12 protein-coding genes and 2 pseudogenes are annotated in these 18,191 nt (G+C 47.5%); 9 read left to right on the plus strand and 5 right to left on the minus strand.

From position 1 onward, the window contains the following. Nucleotides 1-2: 2 nt before the first annotated feature. Together VHE34_RS13095 and VHE34_RS13100 are read right to left on the minus strand one after the other, a co-directional pair. A complete protein-coding gene (locus tag VHE34_RS13095; protein WP_325588560.1) occupies nucleotides 3-2,681 on the minus strand; it encodes a carboxypeptidase regulatory-like domain-containing protein in 2,679 nt (892 codons plus the stop codon). Next, nucleotides 2,678-3,601, minus strand: coding sequence for a GLPGLI family protein (locus VHE34_RS13100; RefSeq protein WP_325588562.1), 924 nt, complete (start codon nucleotides 3,599-3,601; stop codon nucleotides 2,678-2,680). The genes VHE34_RS13095 and VHE34_RS13100 overlap by 4 nt, the downstream gene beginning before the upstream one ends. 329 nt (nucleotides 3,602-3,930) lie before the next feature. Between VHE34_RS13100 and VHE34_RS13105 the strand changes: the two genes are divergently transcribed. The 4 genes and pseudogenes from VHE34_RS13105 to VHE34_RS13120 all read left to right on the plus strand — a co-directional run bounded on the left by VHE34_RS13105 (nucleotide 3,931) and on the right by VHE34_RS13120 (nucleotide 6,445). Next, a complete protein-coding gene (locus VHE34_RS13105) occupies nucleotides 3,931-4,983 on the plus strand; it encodes a sensor histidine kinase (RefSeq protein WP_325588565.1) in 1,053 nt (350 codons plus the stop codon). Then, a complete protein-coding gene (locus tag VHE34_RS13110; protein ID WP_325588567.1) occupies nucleotides 4,980-5,672 on the plus strand; it encodes a LytTR family DNA-binding domain-containing protein in 693 nt (230 codons plus the stop codon). Before VHE34_RS13105 ends, VHE34_RS13110 begins: the two co-directional genes overlap by 4 nt. Nucleotides 5,673-5,805: 133 nt before the next feature. Then, the gene (locus VHE34_RS13115; RefSeq protein WP_325588569.1) at nucleotides 5,806-6,108 is read left to right on the plus strand and encodes a nucleotidyltransferase family protein; all 303 of its coding nucleotides are present in this window, start codon (nucleotides 5,806-5,808) and stop codon (nucleotides 6,106-6,108) included. After that, a pseudogene (locus tag VHE34_RS13120) lies at nucleotides 6,092-6,445 on the plus strand (DUF86 domain-containing protein). Before VHE34_RS13115 ends, VHE34_RS13120 begins: the two are co-directional and overlap by 17 nt. 289 nt (nucleotides 6,446-6,734) lie before the next feature. Here VHE34_RS13120 and VHE34_RS13125 read toward each other — a convergent pair. After that, nucleotides 6,735-7,649, minus strand: a complete 915-nt coding sequence (locus VHE34_RS13125; protein WP_325588571.1) for an ADP-ribosylglycohydrolase family protein — start codon at nucleotides 7,647-7,649, stop codon at nucleotides 6,735-6,737. A gap of 168 nt (nucleotides 7,650-7,817) precedes the next feature. Here VHE34_RS13125 and VHE34_RS13130 point away from each other — a divergent pair, with 168 nt between their 5' ends. The 4 genes and pseudogenes from VHE34_RS13130 (at nucleotide 7,818) to VHE34_RS13145 (ending at nucleotide 14,241) form a co-directional block, all read left to right on the plus strand. Further along, nucleotides 7,818-8,345, plus strand: coding sequence for a hypothetical protein (locus tag VHE34_RS13130; RefSeq protein ID WP_325588573.1), 528 nt, complete (start codon nucleotides 7,818-7,820; stop codon nucleotides 8,343-8,345). Between the two features lie 74 nt (nucleotides 8,346-8,419). Further along, nucleotides 8,420-9,319 (plus strand): annotated as a pseudogene (locus VHE34_RS13135) (IS481 family transposase); the annotation flags it as partial. Between the two features lie 123 nt (nucleotides 9,320-9,442). Continuing rightward, nucleotides 9,443-13,240, plus strand: coding sequence for a hypothetical protein (locus VHE34_RS13140; protein ID WP_325588577.1), 3,798 nt, complete (start codon nucleotides 9,443-9,445; stop codon nucleotides 13,238-13,240). Between the two features lie 53 nt (nucleotides 13,241-13,293). Then, nucleotides 13,294-14,241 carry a hypothetical protein gene (locus VHE34_RS13145; protein ID WP_325588579.1) on the plus strand — a complete coding sequence of 316 codons (948 nt, stop codon included), beginning with the start codon at nucleotides 13,294-13,296 and terminating at the stop codon, nucleotides 14,239-14,241. Between the two features lie 78 nt (nucleotides 14,242-14,319). Here the strand turns inward: VHE34_RS13145 and VHE34_RS13150 are convergent, their stop codons facing one another. Continuing rightward, complete coding sequence (locus VHE34_RS13150) at nucleotides 14,320-15,996, minus strand: hypothetical protein (protein ID WP_325588581.1); 1,677 nt, start codon at nucleotides 15,994-15,996, stop codon at nucleotides 14,320-14,322. Nucleotides 15,997-16,335: 339 nt separating this feature from the next. On the opposite strand from VHE34_RS13150, the gene VHE34_RS31135 reads away from it, so the two are divergent. Continuing rightward, nucleotides 16,336-16,563 (plus strand): helix-turn-helix domain-containing protein, encoded by a 228-nt coding sequence (locus VHE34_RS31135; RefSeq protein WP_414709897.1) that lies wholly within the window; start codon nucleotides 16,336-16,338, stop codon nucleotides 16,561-16,563. 33 nt (nucleotides 16,564-16,596) lie between these two features. Here VHE34_RS31135 and VHE34_RS13155 read toward each other — a convergent pair whose 3' ends face one another. Continuing rightward, nucleotides 16,597-17,907 carry a site-specific integrase gene (locus VHE34_RS13155; protein WP_325588583.1) on the minus strand — a complete coding sequence of 437 codons (1,311 nt, stop codon included), beginning with the start codon at nucleotides 17,905-17,907 and terminating at the stop codon, nucleotides 16,597-16,599. Nucleotides 17,908-18,191: the final 284 nt, after the last annotated feature.

Below are 18,191 nucleotides of genomic sequence, written 5' to 3' on the forward strand. Positions count from 1 at the left end.
ATTCAAAGATTCCACATCATCTTCAGCAAAATGATCCGTCCCGGCAACGCGTATGAACTGGCCGTAAAGGTATTGGCCGAAAGAGAAGATGCCCTATAGGTCGTTACATTCCCGAAATTAACGGCGCTGAGCTCGAAGAAGGTCTTCCATTTACCGACCCTGAGCTTTGCTGAGGCATCGGCAAAAAAACAGGCCAGGTCGTGATTGCCCTGCTGCCGGGTAAGGTAATGCTCGCCCGACAACTTGAATTGCAGATCGGTCAGGGGATTGTATTCCAGGGAGGCTCGCTGCTGCAACTGATCGAGATGGCTGGCCGAAGCATCTACCGCCGAATGGCTGGCCGTCCGGATGAGTGTGACCTTATAGTCAAGGATCACATGATCGCCGACTTTGGTGTCGGTTCCGAGCGAACCGGTTTCGGTCGTAGTGTTGAACGGCAATAACTGTTCATTCTGAAATTGCACGGATTGGGCGCTTTGCCACTGCAGCCCGGCGCTAAAGGTGGTTTTCAAAACAAAGGAATATTTGCTCACGGTGCCACTGACCGTCCACGAACTCGTAGCATTGGGAAAAGGCAGCATCACCTGCTGCTGCAGGTTGTCGGCAACGATGATCGAGGCTATCTTATTCGCAGCGAGATGGTCATAGCTGATATTCAGGCTTGCAAAAAGGAGGCGCAGCGACCTGCGGTAACTGAACCCCGCTGAGGCATGCTGGGCCTGCTTTTCGACCAGGTCTGAACTATTGGCGTAAAGGGTCAGGTAGTTCTTCAAAATAGTACCTGGGTAAATATCCTCGATAGTACCCGTCTCATTGCGGTAATAGTAGGATAGGGAAAGATAGTTTTCGGTGCTAACCCGGTATTTTACCCTTATTGCCGGGTTAAAATACAAACGCGTCGACTGTTTGTCCAGCGCATACCGGTGTTCCGAATAGTCAATCTGTTGAAGGCTCACCGGCAGGCTGAGGTTTGCCTGGAAGATCGTTCCGGGCAGGTCATAGTCCGCGGCCGCATAAAGTTTCGTCCGGGTCCAGTTCAAATGGTTCACCGCGCTGTCCGACTGCGGGGTGAGCTTGTCATTCACCTGCGCCACGTTGAGGTTGGATAGTAATGTTTGCGATTGTGCGCTCAACCCCGCCTTGTAACTCTGCGTGACAACACCGGAGGGAATTTTGAGGGATACATAATTGGTGGTATACCAGGTCGGCACATTTACGGTTTGTATCAATTGGTCATATTGACTACCTGCGTTAAAGATCGCCGGCTGATAGTCGGGACCGATAGTCCTCTTTTCCGGTTCTGCTGAGCGACTGATATAGGAATAGGTTTGGATAACATCGTGCGATCGTAAGGACCGGATCAAATTAAATTCATTGGAGAAGCTCAGCTGGTTATCGTGAAATACCTGGTTTACCGCGGCGTCGCCCGTGGTCAAAGAAGAATGATAAGCCAGCCGGTTGTTATCCAGCACAAACGCATCATCCAGGTAATACTTGTTCGTGTTATTATTCAGCGTAAACTGCATGTGCAGGTTATTGGGCTGAAAACGGGTATGCTGGGTTTCCGTATACCGGACGGTGTCGCCGGGTAGAAAGATGCTGCTCTGCTGACTGTAATCCTGCCGCTGGTTATCATGGAAATACCAGGCATTCATCCTCAATTGCAGGCTGTTGTGCATTTTGACAAGATCATTGATGTTGAGAAGCCCGGATTGATTGAACAGGTACCTGTCCCGCGATAAAGCCGGGTTGTTTGCGGTGCCCAGGGACAGCAAGGCCGCCGGCATGGCATTATCGATCAGTTGCTGGTAGTTGGTTAAGTTGTGAGCGACCAGCTCCTGCTGCAGATCATACCCGGTATTGTTTAATTTCAGGTAATTGATCCCTTTGAAGTTGTCTTTGAACAACATCGCATTCCCATCGGCATCATATTTGCCCGGCAGGCCCGCACCCACGCTCTCCTGCCCGATGACTTGCATTCTCGCGCCTTTCTTGATGGCCAGGTTCAGGGCCACGTCTTCGCTCATCACCTTATTCTGCAATACCTTGATCGGCTGATCGCCCTGGATCACCTGCACCTGGTCCACAACGCCCTGCGGAATAGTCGATGTGGCTATATTATATCTGTCATCCAGCAGGTTGTCACCATTGATATACAGGTTTGAGATCGGTTTGTTGTTATAAAAGACCGTTCCGTCAGTACCGACAGTTATGCCCGGCAATTTTTTAAGCACATCGCCGATCACCCGATCCTGTGCACCGGCAAACTCGGAAACTTTGTAACCAAGCGTATCGCCATGTATTCGCAATACCGGCCGGCTGTTTTTGATCTCGACCGACCGCAGCTGGTTCGCGGAAACGGTCATGGTGAAATCATAGGCAAGGTGAAGGTCTGCGACCGGCCGGCTCTGCGTTTTGTAACCTATACTCGTTGCTTCTACCACCAGTCCGACTAATGACGCACCCAAAGGGATATGCAAAGTATAAGTACCGATAGCATCGGTAACGGCATAACCGATAATCCGGTTGTCAACGGAGTTTTTCAGGTTGATGCTGGCATAGGGAATCCCCTTCCCTGTGCTATCCCGTATTGTACCGCTGATCGTTTGAGCGAAGCCTGTAATGGAAAGTAATAAGGCAATGAAAAGCAGGACCGGAGTCTCTATCGGTTTGCCTGTCATTTCTCAGGTAATTCGATGGGGTTATTGAGGGGGGGCCCGGCAGGACGGCCACCCTTTGGACCAACAACGATATGATCCATTTTGGGACCATCGTTATGGCTGTTGGCTTCATTCATTGCCTGGGCAAACGCGGCAGGATCCCTCTGAAAGGTCGCCCGCAGCTTGTCAAATTCCTTTTGTGTGGTTTTGGTCACGAGAGATGTCGGTGGCATTATCACATTCGGGTCATCATTCAGACCCCGTACTATTGGCGGGAGATCCTTATCCTCTGTTTTGTTGGCTGCCGCCTGGTCCTTTGGCAGCGACGGGACCGTCTTCTCCACGCCGTCAAAGGCAAATACCACTTCATTTTTCGTATCACGGGCATCCACAATGACCCCGGGCAGGCCGTTCAATTTCCAGGGGCCGGTATGTGCGGGCAGATCCGGGCAAAACCATGCGATATAATCCCGGCCAAAAAAATGGCCCATGGCCTTCTGACAATGGAGGCCCCCAAAGATGGCTGTGTCGCCGCTGATGGTCCAGTCGATGCTGGGCATCGGGCCTTCGATGAGATAGTCCCCCATCAAGTTCTCTTTGATGTATAATTTCTGCTCACCCGGATACTCATAGTACCGGGTCGGAGAACCTACACCCCGGCGGTTGATTCGGACATTCCCGTCCGGGCTGTTGGCCACTGCCTCCGCCCAGGCCTTCTTGAACTGTTGATCTGCTACCAGTCCGTCGTAGCTTCTGTAAGCGCTCGCGCTTTTACCTACAAAAAGTACCATATTTTCCGTGTAGGGGTTCGCCCGGTTGGAAGTGTCCCTTACGTGGGAGAACTTATAGTGCACCATCAACCATGCCGTATCGGGCTTTTGCGCTTCAGCGCCGCTAAATACGACCAGTGCGGTAACTGCCATTAGTAGTTGCTTTTTCATGGTTCTTGCGATTTTTCAACAATACTATTTCCCGGAAACCGTTTGCCGAAAAGGCAGGTGGGAACGAGCGTTTGGAAGTGTTGAAAACCGGCTATTTGTGATCCGGGATTTCAAAAAGCCTTCGTTCGGAAGGCAATCCGGCCGGTTACTCACCTATTTTTTGACGGAATGCATGATAGTATACCTTTGTTACAATGCTAGGGGCCAAAAAGAGACTTTGGATAGAAATTTTGCTTCACCTCGTATTTTGGGTGGGCGTCTTTTATTTACTTACGTCATTGGACAGTTCGCATATCCGGATATCGGTTAAGACCGGCCCTAATTCGAAAATGATGAGAGACGGGTATGATGATCGCCCCGTCGCTGCCTATATCTATATAATTTTCGTTTTCCTGGCGGCGCTTTTTTATGGTAATGTATTTTGGCTATTCCCGAAAATCATCCGAAATAAGAAGAGAATAGCCCGGGTGACGATTTGCGCTGCGTGGTTCACGATACTTTTTGGCGCGAATTACCTTCTCAACCGCCCCTTGTTCGAGCAGGCAAATCCGGCCCCCATACCGGTTCCCCTGTTGATCTCGAAGGCAAACGGGCAAACTGCATTCAGACCGGTGCAGCCCGGCGATCCTCTTCCGCGTCCCCGTTTCGAAGCCATTACCTTTATGATCAGCGACTGGCGCCAAATGCAGCCATTCATCCTGTTTGCCTTTCTGGTCATAGAGGGTGTAGCGCTTGCCTGGTTCTTCTTGAAGGCCTGGGCAAAAAGCGAACTCATTCAGGCCCAACTACAGGCCAGCCAGCTGAGCACCGAGATCAAGTTCCTGAAATCGCAGATCAACCCGCATTTCCTGTTCAATACGCTGAACAACCTGTTCTCGATGGCGCAAGGCAAGGGAAACGATGAGTTGGCCGACGGCATTTCAAAACTTTCCGGGATGATGCGCTATATGTTGTATGACAGCAATGAGGAACGTGTCCCGCTGTGCAAGGAGATTGCCTATCTCGAGGAATGTATCACCCTGAACAAGCTGCGCTATGCCGACGAGGAAGTAAAAGTGATCTTTGATCACACGGGAACCGCCGAAACCCGTATCGCGCCGATGCTGTTCATCCCTTTTGTGGAAAATGCCTTTAAACATGGCGTAGCCATCGGGCAAAGGTCGGCAATACGAATAGCTATAGCGGTTTCCGGTCAAAAGCTGAACTTCAGCTGCGTAAACACGGATTACAGCCGAATAAAAAAAATGGATATGCAAATGAGCGGTATCGGGCTGGAAAATGTCAAACGAAGGCTGGAATTGGCTTACCCGGCCAAACACCTGCTGACCATCGACAGGGAAGAAGGGAAATTTATAATTAAACTCGAGATCGATCTGTCATGATCACCTGCATCGCTATCGACGACGAACCCAAGGCCCTCGAGGTGATCGAACGGTATTGTCAAAAGATCGGTTTAGTCAGCCTCAAGGCTGCCTTTCGCGAACCGCTCAAGGCGATCGAGTTTCTCAACCGGGAAAAGATCGACCTCATCTTCCTTGACATCAATATGCCGGACCTCACCGGAATGCAACTGCCGCAAACCCTGTCGCCACGCCCCCTGATCATCTTCACCACCGCCTACAGCCAGTACGCCGTGGAAAGCTATGAGCTGAACGCACTGGATTACCTGCTGAAGCCGATCACTTTCGAGCGATTTCTTTTAGCAATCAATAAAGCCGCGGCGGCACTATCGCCTAAAAACCCCGCCGGCCCGGATGAAGAGCCTGCTGTATTTATCAAAAGCGGGCCGCAGACCTACCGGGTTAAGGTCAGCGAGATTCTATACCTTGAAAAGAACGGCAATTACATTACCATTTACCGGAAAGAAGGGAATATCCTGCTCCGTGAGAATATGGGAGATATTTTTGACCTTCTTCCCGCGGCGGATTTTATCCGCGTGCATAAATCGTACGTGGTCGGTATCCGGCATATCAGCATGATCGAGGTTCATCAACTCATTGTGAATGGTGAAAAGATACCTATTGGCAGTACCTATCGGGATTCGCTGCGCGACCGGCTGGGAATAGGTTGAGATGGATTTAAATGATTTAAATAAGTAATCTGGTAAGCATTTCCCTGTTGAGATGGGCGTGCCTTGCACCTGTACTCGACAACATTTTAATTCGCCGTTATGTGACAGCAAAAAATTTGATTATATTTGTCATATGGCTCTCTCCACCCATGATACCAACCTTCTTCAGAAATACTTCGCCGATAAACCGGTGAAGAGGGTTTATCTGTTTGGGTCCTATGCGCGAAACACCGCCGTTAAAGGAACCAGTGATATAGACATATTGTTGGAATTGGATTATTCCAAGCCCATAGGAATGAAATTTTTTAGCTTTCAGCGGGAACTGGATGACCTATTGCACAATAAAGTCGATGTCGTTACCAGTGACGGCCATTCCAAATACGTTCAGCCGTATATCGAAAAAGACAAGATCCTGATCTATGAAGCCACCGCTTAGCGACGAGCTGCGCGTCCGGCATGTATTGGATGCGATTAAGGAAGTAGAATTCTATCTATTAAATGTATCCTTGGACGAATTCCTCTCCAATTCAGAAAAGCGGTTCGCTACCATTAAACAAATTGAAATCATCGGCGAGGCCTGCGGCCGCATTTCTTCTCCGATAAAAGATAAGTATCCTTCCATAGAATGGAAGAATATCGTTGGCTTTTGAAATATTTCCATTCATGAATATTTTGGTGTCAATTTCCAGATCGTCTGGCAAATTGCACAGAACGATCTGCCCATACTTAAACAACAATTTACCGTAATATTAGATGGATTTGCCAATGGTTAAGTGTGGCAAGCCTATTCGGCGATAAGGAGAATTGGGGGCGGTTAGACTATCCGGATAGACCGCCTTAATTCATTTTTTTTGACTCTATTTGCGCCTATTTGCCGGCTCGAATCCAGTGCGGCTTTTGAGTTCGAATCCGTATTTGTTGAGCATCAGTGAACAGTATTTTCATTCCAAAATTGTTCACCGATTTGTTCACCGGGCTGATCTTGAAGTAAAGAGCTATAGCAAAAATAGTCAAAGCCAGTCAATTCCGATGCGAAAAATTGCGACTGGTGTAACAGTTTATTTATGGCTTGGCGCCTCTTTGAATGGGTGCAATGCCGCTCAATTTCTCGGAGAGGTCCAGGATGTAGTCTTTTTCTTCAATTCTATTAAATAGCGAACCGATTTCCTCCGGAATATTTGAGTAACCCAAATACGAACCCATGATATGTCCGGCCATGGAGGCATTGGTATCGGTATCGCCTCCACAATTGATCAACTCACCGATAATTTTTTGAGGATCGGTCTCTCGAATCTTTTGCGAGGAAAAAATGGCAAGCGGCACTGATTCGGCTACGTGGCCAGAACAGCCGATCAACTTTGCGGCCTTTGTGATGGTGAGGGAAGAATTTTCCTGCAACTTCAGCAGATTGTCTCGGACCAATGTATCCGGAATTTCGGAAGTAATGAGACTGATCAAGTCTGCCCCTTCGCGCCACGAACCACATATGATCGAATGTATGGCATATAGGATGCTGAGCGCTCCAACATAAGCCTCGTCATTCTTGTGAGTTATAAAGCAAACGTCCCGGATCATGGTTCTTTGGTTGGGTACATCTAAGAAAAAGGCCAGCGGCGCAATCCGCATGGCAGCCCCGTTTCCCGCAGCATACTCTCCGGTCCGACCTGAAAGCGCCCAGTGCGCGCCAACCTGCAAATCTCTTAAAGCCTTCAATGTGCTTGAACCCAATCCGACCAGCCGGTGTTGGTTGTACCATTTTAGGAAACTCTGGGCGATATCGGAAGGGGAGACCTTCTGCTGTTCGAAAATCGATTCGCAAGTTGCCAGTGTTAATTGTGTATCATCCGTGATCCCGGAGATATGGTCAAAACTGAATGGTCGATGCATACTCTTGGACTCGTGGTAGCTACCCAAGGCATCTCCCACTGCGCCCAGGACCAGGCAACCTTTCAATCTGTCGTGGATATTTTTAACCATTACTTGAATTGATCGCGAAGGCGATCATCCATTTAATGCAATTTAAATTTTATCATACAATTAAATTCGCTTAAGTTTACAATCTCCACTTTGCTGTGTTCCTCTTTTCAAGTCTGTCTAAGTTTCCCGGCCAAATGAGTTGGTTGTTGAAATTTAAACATCATACATATGGGAACGTATATTCAAACCGCTTTTATCCACGAGTTTAGTTTTGCGGTGCCTACAACAAAATTGCAAGGGATCTCCCTGGATGAATTTAAGATCAAGGTGGCAAAAACTGTTGTGGGTAGTTTGGATTGCTTTAGTTACGAAGCCAGGGGAAGCTTCCTTACATGGAACCTGAAAAGCGAGGCAAGGCGAAAGCACCTTGTTCCGCTACTGGAACGTTATTATGCGGATTTCTACGGGAAGGATAGCAAAGATTTCGTAGCTGATTGCAAGCCTGTCATCAGCTTTTTGGGTGGTGATCCATCGGATGACGATTTGACCAACCGGGCGGAAGAAGAGGGCTTCAGTACCTTTTATCCCTCGGACGATTGGTATCGGTTCCCAACGGTGAATGGCCTGGAGGTACAAGTAAATGTCTCTTGTGTGTCATTGAGCTCTGAGGGCAAGGTCTTGGTAGAGGAAATGGGGAAACATCTTGCCTTTTTTGAAAGGGCTTTGCGTTTGGCTTATGGTGATAATCTGAATTAGTCAAGACTTGATCTGACAATAGGGGTTAACTTTAAGTTACCACACTTATTAATCAACCCCCAAAATGTCAGATCATGAATCAGGAATCTAAGTTAATCAAAAGCAAGTTAGGACTGCTCAATTTGGCAGAGCATTTAGGCAATGTCTCTCAGGCATGCAGAGTGATCGGCTACAGCCGAGATAGCTTTTACAGGATCAAAGAATTGTACGACACAGGTGGAGAGGCTGCTCTACAGGAAGTTAGCAAGAGAAAGCCGTTACTGAAGAATAGGGTCGAACCGACAGTCGAGGAAGCCGTTGTGAAAATGGCTCTTGATTATCCCGCCTATGGGCAATCCCGAGCCTGCAACGAGCTCCGTAAGCAGGGAATCTTTATCTCCGCCGGCGGCGTCCGGAGCGTCTGGCAACGGCACGACCTGGAGATCTTCGACAAACGGCTAAAGCGTTTAGAAGCCCGTGTAGCGGAGGAAGGGCTTATCCTTACCGAAGCCCAGATGGTGGCCTTGGAGCGGAAAAAGGAGCGCCGGGAGTCTTTTGGTGAAATAGAAACGGAACATCCCGGATATCTAGGTTCGCAGGACACCTACTACGTCGGCAATATCAAGGGCGTCGGCCGCATTTACCAGCAGACCTTTATCGACACTTACAGCCGGGTGGCTTTCGCCAAGCTCTATGAAACTAAGCATGCCATTACTGCTGCAGATGTTCTGAATGACCGGGTCCTGCCGTTCTTTGAGGACCGTCAAATACCCTTGCTCCGGATACTGACGGATCGCGGCAGCGAGTACAAGGGCAAGCCAGAACACCATGAATACGAGCTGTACCTGGCTATTGAAGGAATCGAGCACAGTAAAACGCAGGTCCGCCATCCTCAAACCAATGGCATTTGTGAACGACTGCACCGCACAATGCAGGAAGAGTTTTATGCAATAGCTTTCCGAAAGAAGTTATACAACAGCTTTCCAAATTTACAGGGATAATTGACGCTGGCGCAGGGCGATATCAACGTGTTCATTATTAACCTTTTACGCACGACATAGGTGCTAAATTCACAAGCCAAAAAATGCGTAATTTCATGGTAAATCCAAAGTAAATTTATGGCTGAAATTGAATGGAAGGGTTTCGATGGAACGGCGTTTCAGGTCCTGTGCAATGTTATCTTGTATCATATAGTCTCTAAAAAGGCCAGCCTTTATTCCGCGCCTGGTACCGACGGTGGGATTGATCAGTACTTTGTTGGGACCTGGCAGGACCAAACTGGTAAATGGCGCTTTCAGGATAAATTCAAGAGTACAGAAAAGGGACTTGCTCTTGCCCAGCTCCGCAAAGATATCCGTGACGACATCAACAACCATTTTAAGGGAGAAGACTACATCGTTTTTTTGACGACTGTGAACCTACGTCCCGATGAGGATCGAGAGTTAAAAGACATTGCCGCTGCCACCTTTGCTGGGCGTGGGGACAAAAAGCCGGCAACCGTCCTAATTTGGCATCACGCCACACTCGAAACGATGATCCTTTCGAATCCAATCATTTATAATCATTTTTTCGCCCGGGGTAAGGCACTTTTAGAAAATTACAGAGTTCATTTTTATCGGCAGCTGCATGCTCCTGATCTCCGCGATACCTTTGCTAATCCGTTTTTTGGTCGTATCGACAAGATAGAAGAATTACGGCATTTTTTGTCTGGTCCCGATGCAATGGCCGTTCTAACAGGGCCCGGTAACTATGGTAAGACGCGGACGGTGATCCAGTTTTTTGAGACGGTGATTGATTTAAACGAAGATTGGCTCGCGCTAGTCCTGAAACCCAATGGATTTTCCGCCAGTACCTTTGCTCAGCTTTTGTTGGGGGAAAGAAAAATGGTCGTCCTTCTGGATGATGCACACCGTCACCTCGACTTGCTTGCCGACATAAAGAACGAGGCGGAGAAATACCCAGGAAGAATAAAGATTATTCTGACAGCCCGTACTGACTTCTTTGCTGCTATTTTGGGCAGCCTTCCATCTCACAGTAAGACTGTAAGAGAAGTTCGATTTGTGCCTTTATCGCCAGTAGAAACAAAAGAGATCATTCGTTCGTTGCTGCCCTTTCATCCGGAAGAGAATCTACAATGGCTTCGGGGACATTCGCTCGGCGTGCCTGGGGTGGTGGTCGCCTTGTGCTATCTTGTCCAACGAGGTGTCCATCCTTCTGGAATTGCGACGGATAACGTTTTTGACGAATTTGTAATTAAGATGGTCGGCGAGGCGATCGATATGACTGAAAGAGCGACGAAACTGGATAAACGCACAATTCAGAAAGTGATCCGCTTATTGGCCTTGTTGGCGCCTTTGGCGCCGCGGGATGAGGACTATTCGTTGCTGGCAGACCTGTCGAATTGCGCGGTGGAGGAAATTGACGAGATCATTGCCGCCCTACAGAAATGTGGTTTAGTCAGGACAGATCCTGAACTTGCGATAAAACCAGATCCAGTGAGCGATACCTTTCTGCGGCAGACGTTCGAGCAAGGCAAGAGGTGGGTACAAAACTTCATCGACAATCCTCTGCTGGTGAAGTATTTCGGTAATATGGTAAACAATCTCCTGGAAGCCCAGATTGCCAACGTGGGCGGTAAGGCACTTATTGAGGATTTGATTCGCAAATATATAGAGCAGATTAAAGAAGCTACAGTCACTGAAGCGGCCGTTCGCCGCGTACTGCAGACAGCAATCCGGCTAGCCCAACGCAACCCACACATTGGCTTGCAAACCCTTGAGGTATTTTTGCAGGCCTACGTAAATAAGAGCCATCCATTGCACCAGGCAACGGTCTTGACGGAATCGCCGTTTGGCCGACTGAAGGAAGATGCAATGACACTTCTGGGACGCTTGTTCCGATCATCCGGGAACGAGGGGAGTTTCCCCGTATATTGGGCAATGTTTTTGAGAATGAATGAGGAGTTTAATGAAATGCAGTTGGTCTATCGTTGTTTTGGATTTGGACCTTACGATTTCGAAAATTCGCCACTACGAACTGGGCCGTGTTGCCATCGTCAACGCTTCCTAGTTGATAAGACGAAGACGTTTTTCACTTCTAGCGACTCCAGAGAAGTAGAGATAGCACTAACGACTGTAAATTGCCTTTACGTCGACGATTACCATACCGGGGACGTCATCGATCCCTATACGAATGAGATGCATTTTATTAATGGGAGAGTGCCAAATTGCGCCCATACAGGCACAATTCGTAAAGATCTGATGGCCGGCCTGATTGCATACTACCGGAAGCATCGTGGGAACCAAGACCTTGATCCGCAGTGGTTTGCCAGAATAGGTCGGGTTCTCCATTTTCAGTTTAGTTTTGCTCAGCGAAAGTATGAAATTGATGAAGCAGAGGCATTTGCGCTGGCAATGGAATACACTTCTGAATTATTAGCCAATGATGCAACCCCTATCGAACGCGCCGTGATTGCATCAGCTAACAAACTAGGAAAGCATCGGGAGTTAAAACCTGCTTATGCAGCCCAGCATCAGCGGCTCGATGAGCTATTGGATGCCGGATCGCCCAAAAGTCGAATGGAACTATTCCTTTCAACTCGGCGTTACGACTCCAGGGATATTCAGGATAAGTTGAAGCAGATATTTTCACTTTATCCGGGTCCCGCAGAAATGATCGAAGATCTGAAATCTCTCCTCTGTTCATGCGATAATCTTTTGCCGGAGGTGTTGATGACTGTTGCGAGGTTTCTTGGGATCGACCATTCAACATATGCCCTTGAGCTTTACAGCTATGTTATTGAACGCGCACCTGTTTACATAAGAGCCTTGTCAGGTATCACAGACTACTTCTGGAACGATGATACGGTTTTTTACGGATTGATTGATCGTCTATGGGCGTTGGAGGACATATGGGAGGCAAAGCCGCTTGTAGTTGCCATTCTGGCATCCAAACAGCGCATCGATCATGGACGGATTCAAACAAGAGACTTAAACTATTTCGAGTGGGCCATTGCGGACGGATCCAATTTTTCCTGCTATCAGTTGACGCATAACTTATATCGCTTCTCGTCCGTTGACACCCCCCGGACGTTCGATATGCTGAAGCAGTTGGCGGAGAAGGTAAAGCACAACAGTATTGATGAGATTGTCTATGGTATTGCTGCAGATATACCTTTCTGCGATAGATTTTCGACCCAGGTGATAGATTTCTTCAAGCTTATCGCCTCCTTTGTCGACCCGATCTCTAACCCGTTCCTACCCGCGTTAACATTCATACACAAATCCTTGGGCGACGCGGGTCTCTTCGAGTTCCTCGCGAACGAAGCCATGAGGCGAAACGGGGAGGGTTACTATACTTTCTGCCGCGCCTGGTATTATGGTGATCTAACCTTCATGGCCCGGTGTGACCTTTTCAAGACATTTTTGACGTGGTTGCCTTCATGTCCGCAACTATTGGATCGCCGCTTAAGAGAGGAGTTGCTCCAATACTTCAGGCCAGGGCTTTCGAAAGAGCCAGGCGACATTGTCTATTTCAGTCATTTCTTTGAAGGGGTGATCGAAATGTGCACTTGTCAGAATGAATTGGAGGATTTGGCGGTCGCGCTTCAGGGGTATGGTGTTTATGATGCGACTACTCTAGGCATTCAGTGTCGGCTCATTAATAAGATGATGGCTATCCGTCCCGGATTTTGCGACACGGATAAATTACTTGGTGGATCGTACATAAACAATACTAATATCGGAAAGCGGTCGGTCCCCGGTCACCCTAGCATTGAAAATAAAGAAAAGGAGCAGTTCCTAACCAATTACTTGGCTGAACATATTCTCCCTAACTATATTCAGAAGCTCTTAACAGAAGCCTTGCGCATTGTACGAGAAGAAATGGAGCGAGAGACATTGCCGCTAACCTGGTAAGGACGTTGATGCTTTCGCCGCCATTATTTGCAAAAAGTGATCTATAATCAACAATGGTCAGTTATTTTTTTGAGAATTTGAGTCGCCGGTTCTCTAATGAGAACGATTTATCAGACGTAACCTGGGTGATGGCTGAATCCGTTCCGATTTTCCGGCAGCTTTTTGTTAAATTTTTCTTTAAGGAGGTTTCCGACTTGTCAAAGTTGGAGATTTTTAGAAGAGAACATATGGAGGGAACCAACAGAGTTGACTTCTATATCAAAATTGAAGGCCAAGAATTTGTGATCGAATGTAAGGTGATGGATAGAAATCAGCATTTTATTGAGTACAAGGAGCAATGGCCAAAAGCAAGACATGGTTATATCTCCAACTATGCGATTGACCCTGAGCCGAATTTCGAAATGAGAACATGGGAGGAGTTTAGCAAGTATTTGAAGAGCAACAAAGACGTTGCAACAATCGACGCATCAAGTAGGGAGTTTATTCATGGATATGGCTCGTACCTCAAGAAAGTTTGTTCGATAATTGAATTGAAAAAAATAATGATCAATAACTTATCAGCTCTTTACCATTTTAACCTGCTCGTAAAGAAAATTGTACAATCAATAGCAGGGTACAAGTCCCACGTGCATAATGCCAGCAAGCCATTTGAGGAAAATCGCTCTGGCCGCTTTTTTTGCCTGCAAAGAGATAATGGTCCAACGATTTATCCCTGGCTAGGAGTCTACTACACCGAAACGGTTGGCATTTTTATGGGATTTGACAAAGGATGGTGTAAAGCTATTTTTGACGTTATGCCAGAGCAATCGACAGTCGGCGGCCAGCACTTCAAAGCGCCCTACAAAGACTATGAGGAATTCCCAGCCGTATGGTTCGAGTTAAAAGAAGAGTATTTTGAATTGTTTAATAGCGAGGAGACAACCTTGGAGCAGCAAGAGGCATTATTAAGAGGCTTCGTTCAGGAGGTACTGGCAACCGTAAGTCCTTACTGGCTTAGGTGAAAGATCCACCAAGATTTATAGCGGCATGATGTAATTTCGCTCCGAAGCGCAGGAGTCGTTCACCAGTAGCATATCAGCTTACGGTGATGGCTCCCCCAATTTTTGAAGGAATAGGTCCCTTAGCGATTCTAGTGCTTTCCAATAGGCGGTAAGAATCAACTTCCACGAATCGGAGTAGTAAACGACCGGCGGGGTAATGCCCATTTCCCGGTAAGCGTCAATTGTCTCCTTCTTGTCCTTGTGGGATGGATAGGCATTGCGAATGGTGGTGATATTCCGCATGGGACGAATGATATCGGTGGCGTCAGTTGTTAATGTTTGAACAAAGTCGGAAAGTAGGGATATGCTCCTGACTTGGTTATTAGGGGGATTTGTCAACTTTCGCAGGATGGGGAGATTCAAGTCCCCCACCGTTGTAGCAAGGGAGACGACCCGGGTATAGAAGGCCTCCTCATGGGTGACTTCCTTATGAAGATCGAGAATATTTTTTATATCAGGATGCAAAAACAGCTCTTCTTTATATTTAGCCTTGAACAAAGCATTAATTGTGGTTCTCGTCTTCAGGATCCATCCGCCCAATTCTTCAGCTGTCTGCTCGACGGTCAGTGACCGCGGCAGTTGCTCGACTGTCCGCTGAGGGAGTTCTACCAGGAATTCAGCATCCTTAACGGGGATAAGGTCTTGTGCCGTGTACTGTGGCAGGCTTCGCAGGTCCCGTGCCCTTATTTCAACATCCTCGTGTTGTTGAAGGTCGCCTTGTAGCAGCTTTCGGGCGATATGATCTTTGGCATGAAGGAGTAATAACTGCTCGCCCGGCCGGTCTGCGGCAAAAGACAGGTTCCAGGTTCCAGCCACAACATCCGTTGCATGCATAGTGATCGAATAGTTAGCTTCGCTTTGATCCGGTACTATGACGTGGTAATAAAAGATGACGCTCTGCTCCGCGACGTTTGTCGGCGATAAGTACTTTGCGGAAAAAAATTTGACTACCTTAATTCGATTGTGGGCAAGTAAGGCGCGAGCCAGCTGTATCCCCTTACTAGTAATCACTAAGCTATTCCCAAAACCTTGCCTGGTGTTGAGATAGTCACCTTCCGAGAGCTGAAAGATCAAGATTGGCAGGTCGGCCGTCGGCAATCCGATGAGTCGAGCGAGAATCGCTGGGTCGAATCCATATTTGGGGTTATTCTTCGTCTTTAGAAGGAGCAGGCACAAAAATTTCTCTTCGTTTGTCATGGTATTGACGGATGGACTACCGATTTGTGGAAAAAAAGCCGAAAGAATATTGAGTACCTGGGAACAGGCATTCGCAAATTCTTGGCTCGAATAGATGGAAAAATTAGGGTGTTCTTCAAAGAAATGATCATAATTGTCTTTCGCGGGGATGGTATTGAATATATCTTTGTTGCGGATCTCGATGCACTCCATCGCGCAGTTGATTTGCAGAAAACCGCCGCCGGGCAGCACGAAAGAGTGGCTAAGCTCATGGGTTATGTCATTTTCGAGAACTTTGAAGTCACTGTTGTGCAGGGCCACTACAGTGCAGGCTTTTTTATAAATATCCCGGACTCTGGCCAGATTGGCAATGGATGTGCGTTCCAGGTAGCCCTTCAACCCGGATATCTGAAACAGCGGCCGGTCAGCGCTGATCACCAGCCGTTTATACAGCCCCTCGTCTATTTGCTCATTCATTTTCTTCAGGGCAAATCCAACATCCCAATGAATGAGATCCATGAAATCTGCTTCGGTTTGCATGACATATCAGCGGCTATTGAACCCACTGGTTTTCACAATTTACAATTTCTTTGTTCACCAATGTGAAAGATGTTCTTTCATGTCACTTCTAGTATGGGATTTGCTCTCTTTTCAATGACAACGCTTAACGGTTTCACAAGTTTTATGATTCTCTTTTCTCAATGCCTGCAGGTAGGTTTATGAGTGAAGTATTACTAGGTTCAGGCGCAAGAGAGCCTCACTAAGCCCAATTTTTTATCGAGACATTTGTGCCTCTATTGTTTTTCTATAAGACAGTTTTCATTTTTGCAGCGTATGAGCACGGAAATAGTGACGAAGGAGGATTTACAGGAGCTGCGGATGCAATTATTGAGCGACTTTAAAGCTGTCTTAGCCGCGCATAATAACCAAGGAATAGCCGCTGCCGTTGAAGGTTACAGAACTAGAGACGTTCGCAAGATACTTGGCTGCTCAGTCAATAAGTTGGTATCTCTGCGGACATCTCGGAAACTAAGGTGGAAAAAGATCGGAGGTACTGTGTACTACTGTAGGGAAGATGTTAGACGGCTTCTCGAAGAAGGCTTCTAGTCGTCGCTTAGTTGTCGCGGTCAGCGATTTCGGTTACTGATCTGGCCAGTCGTCGGTCTGCTCGGTAAATCGGGTCCGTTTTCTCTGCATTAACTGGCTGGCTAATACTATCTCCCGCTTTCTATCGAGCCGTTCCTGCCAACCGATGGTATCGTCCAGTACCTTCTCTTCGTCAACGTCAGCATAAATTTGGGTGGTGGTGATCTTCGCATGTCCAAGCATGATCTGAACGGTCTCGAGTGGAATGCCATTCTTGAGGGCGACGGTCTTGGCGAAGGTATGGCGGGCAATGTGGAAGGTAAGGGAAAAGTCGACGCCGCAGACAGCTTGGATGACCTTTAGGCAACGGTTGACTTCTTGGTTCGTAATCCGGGGAAAGATAGAGCCGCCAGGCTTATAATCGGACCGACCTTTGTATTTGCGGAGCAGTGTCGCCGCGGACTTCAAGATAGGTACTGCTGCCAGCTCGTCTGATTTCAGGCGGTATATCTTGCACCAGACCGTGCCATCAGTATCCCATTCGAAATGTTCCTCTCGCAGCGCCATTGCGTCGGCGAAGGCAAAGCCCGTATAGCAACTATGAAGAAAGAGGTCCTTGACATAACAAATAGATGGGTCAGAAAATGCTTGCTGTTCGATGGCCACCAATTGTTGGAAGCTGAGCTTTTTCCTCCTGTGCCTCTTCTGCGGACAGCTGTATTCTTTGAACGGATTGATCTGGATCCATTTTATTTCGACGGCCCAATTGACGATACGTTTGAAGCGCTGTACATGCTTGGCAAGGCCGTTTCCTTCACAACGGTCGTGGGCCTTCATGGGATTGTTGCGGACAAAATGCTCGTAATTGGTGGCCAGCTCCATGCTCAGTTGGGATAAATAGATATCCCCACCTGTGTATTCCTTCGCCAGGAAGCGTTTTACATAGGCAATGGTGGTTACCACATTCTTAAAGCCGCCAGGCTTCAATTTTGGTTGCCATATTTTATGATAATAATCCAGGAGCTCGACAAGTTTATGCCCCTTTAATGAGGCATGAGTACCGAGGTAAGCCTGTTTAATGGTTTCGGCGGTAACCAGGGTTTCCCTATCACAAAGGAGGCGGTATTTCTCTTTGATCTTAAACCGGACGTCCTCGATGTGCTTGTTGAGGGATTTTGCGGATTCGCTTCGCCCCTTTACGATCCTCTGGCGAGGATCCCAGTCCGTAGCATTGATTCGCTCCTTAAGCGAGATTTCCTTTCGTTCTTCATCTACAGTAATACGGGCATAAAGTAATGCCTCCTTCTTGTTGTCCTTGCAGCGCCGGATGATAAAATCGATGCTGAAGGAATGCTTGGTCTTCATGACAATTCCTTTTGACTGTTCTGAAATAGATTAATTCCACTCTTCACTTCTGTCAGGCCGCACGTTCGAATCCATTTCGAATCCACTCAAAACGTATCAAAAAGAATGACGCTATGAATTATGATTCAAGGATTTGAGAGCAATCCAGTGAGTTCAAAAGGTGTGCCGGATCAACTCACCGGATAACACACCGGAAATATGCTTTTTTCTGATGCTTTTTGATATTTCGTCAAAGAAAAAAGCCTGTCAATACTGAGTATTTACAGGCTTTGATCCATTTTGAT

It is taken from the genome of Puia sp., assembly GCF_035546395.1.
Lineage (GTDB): Bacteria > Bacteroidota > Bacteroidia > Chitinophagales > Chitinophagaceae > Puia.

Excerpts from the sequence above, each read along its gene's own strand:
- VHE34_RS13150 (WP_325588581.1), bottom strand. The coding sequence starts at position 15,996 with ATGCAAACCGAAGCAGATTTCATGGATCTCATTCATTGGGATGTTGGA.
- VHE34_RS13145 (WP_325588579.1), top strand. The coding sequence starts at position 13,294 with ATGGTCAGTTATTTTTTTGAGAATTTGAGTCGCCGGTTCTCTAATGAG.
- VHE34_RS13110 (WP_325588567.1), top strand. The coding sequence starts at position 4,980 with ATGATCACCTGCATCGCTATCGACGACGAACCCAAGGCCCTCGAGGTG.
- VHE34_RS13100 (WP_325588562.1), bottom strand. The coding sequence starts at position 3,601 with ATGAAAAAGCAACTACTAATGGCAGTTACCGCACTGGTCGTATTTAGC.
- VHE34_RS13155 (WP_325588583.1), bottom strand. The coding sequence starts at position 17,907 with ATGAAGACCAAGCATTCCTTCAGCATCGATTTTATCATCCGGCGCTGC.
- VHE34_RS13125 (WP_325588571.1), bottom strand. The coding sequence starts at position 7,649 with ATGGTTAAAAATATCCACGACAGATTGAAAGGTTGCCTGGTCCTGGGC.
- VHE34_RS13095 (WP_325588560.1), bottom strand. The coding sequence starts at position 2,681 with ATGACAGGCAAACCGATAGAGACTCCGGTCCTGCTTTTCATTGCCTTA.
- VHE34_RS31135 (WP_414709897.1), top strand. The coding sequence starts at position 16,336 with ATGCAATTATTGAGCGACTTTAAAGCTGTCTTAGCCGCGCATAATAAC.
- VHE34_RS13115 (WP_325588569.1), top strand. The coding sequence starts at position 5,806 with ATGGCTCTCTCCACCCATGATACCAACCTTCTTCAGAAATACTTCGCC.
- VHE34_RS13140 (WP_325588577.1), top strand. The coding sequence starts at position 9,443 with ATGGCTGAAATTGAATGGAAGGGTTTCGATGGAACGGCGTTTCAGGTC.
- VHE34_RS13130 (WP_325588573.1), top strand. The coding sequence starts at position 7,818 with ATGGGAACGTATATTCAAACCGCTTTTATCCACGAGTTTAGTTTTGCG.
- VHE34_RS13105 (WP_325588565.1), top strand. The coding sequence starts at position 3,931 with ATGATGAGAGACGGGTATGATGATCGCCCCGTCGCTGCCTATATCTAT.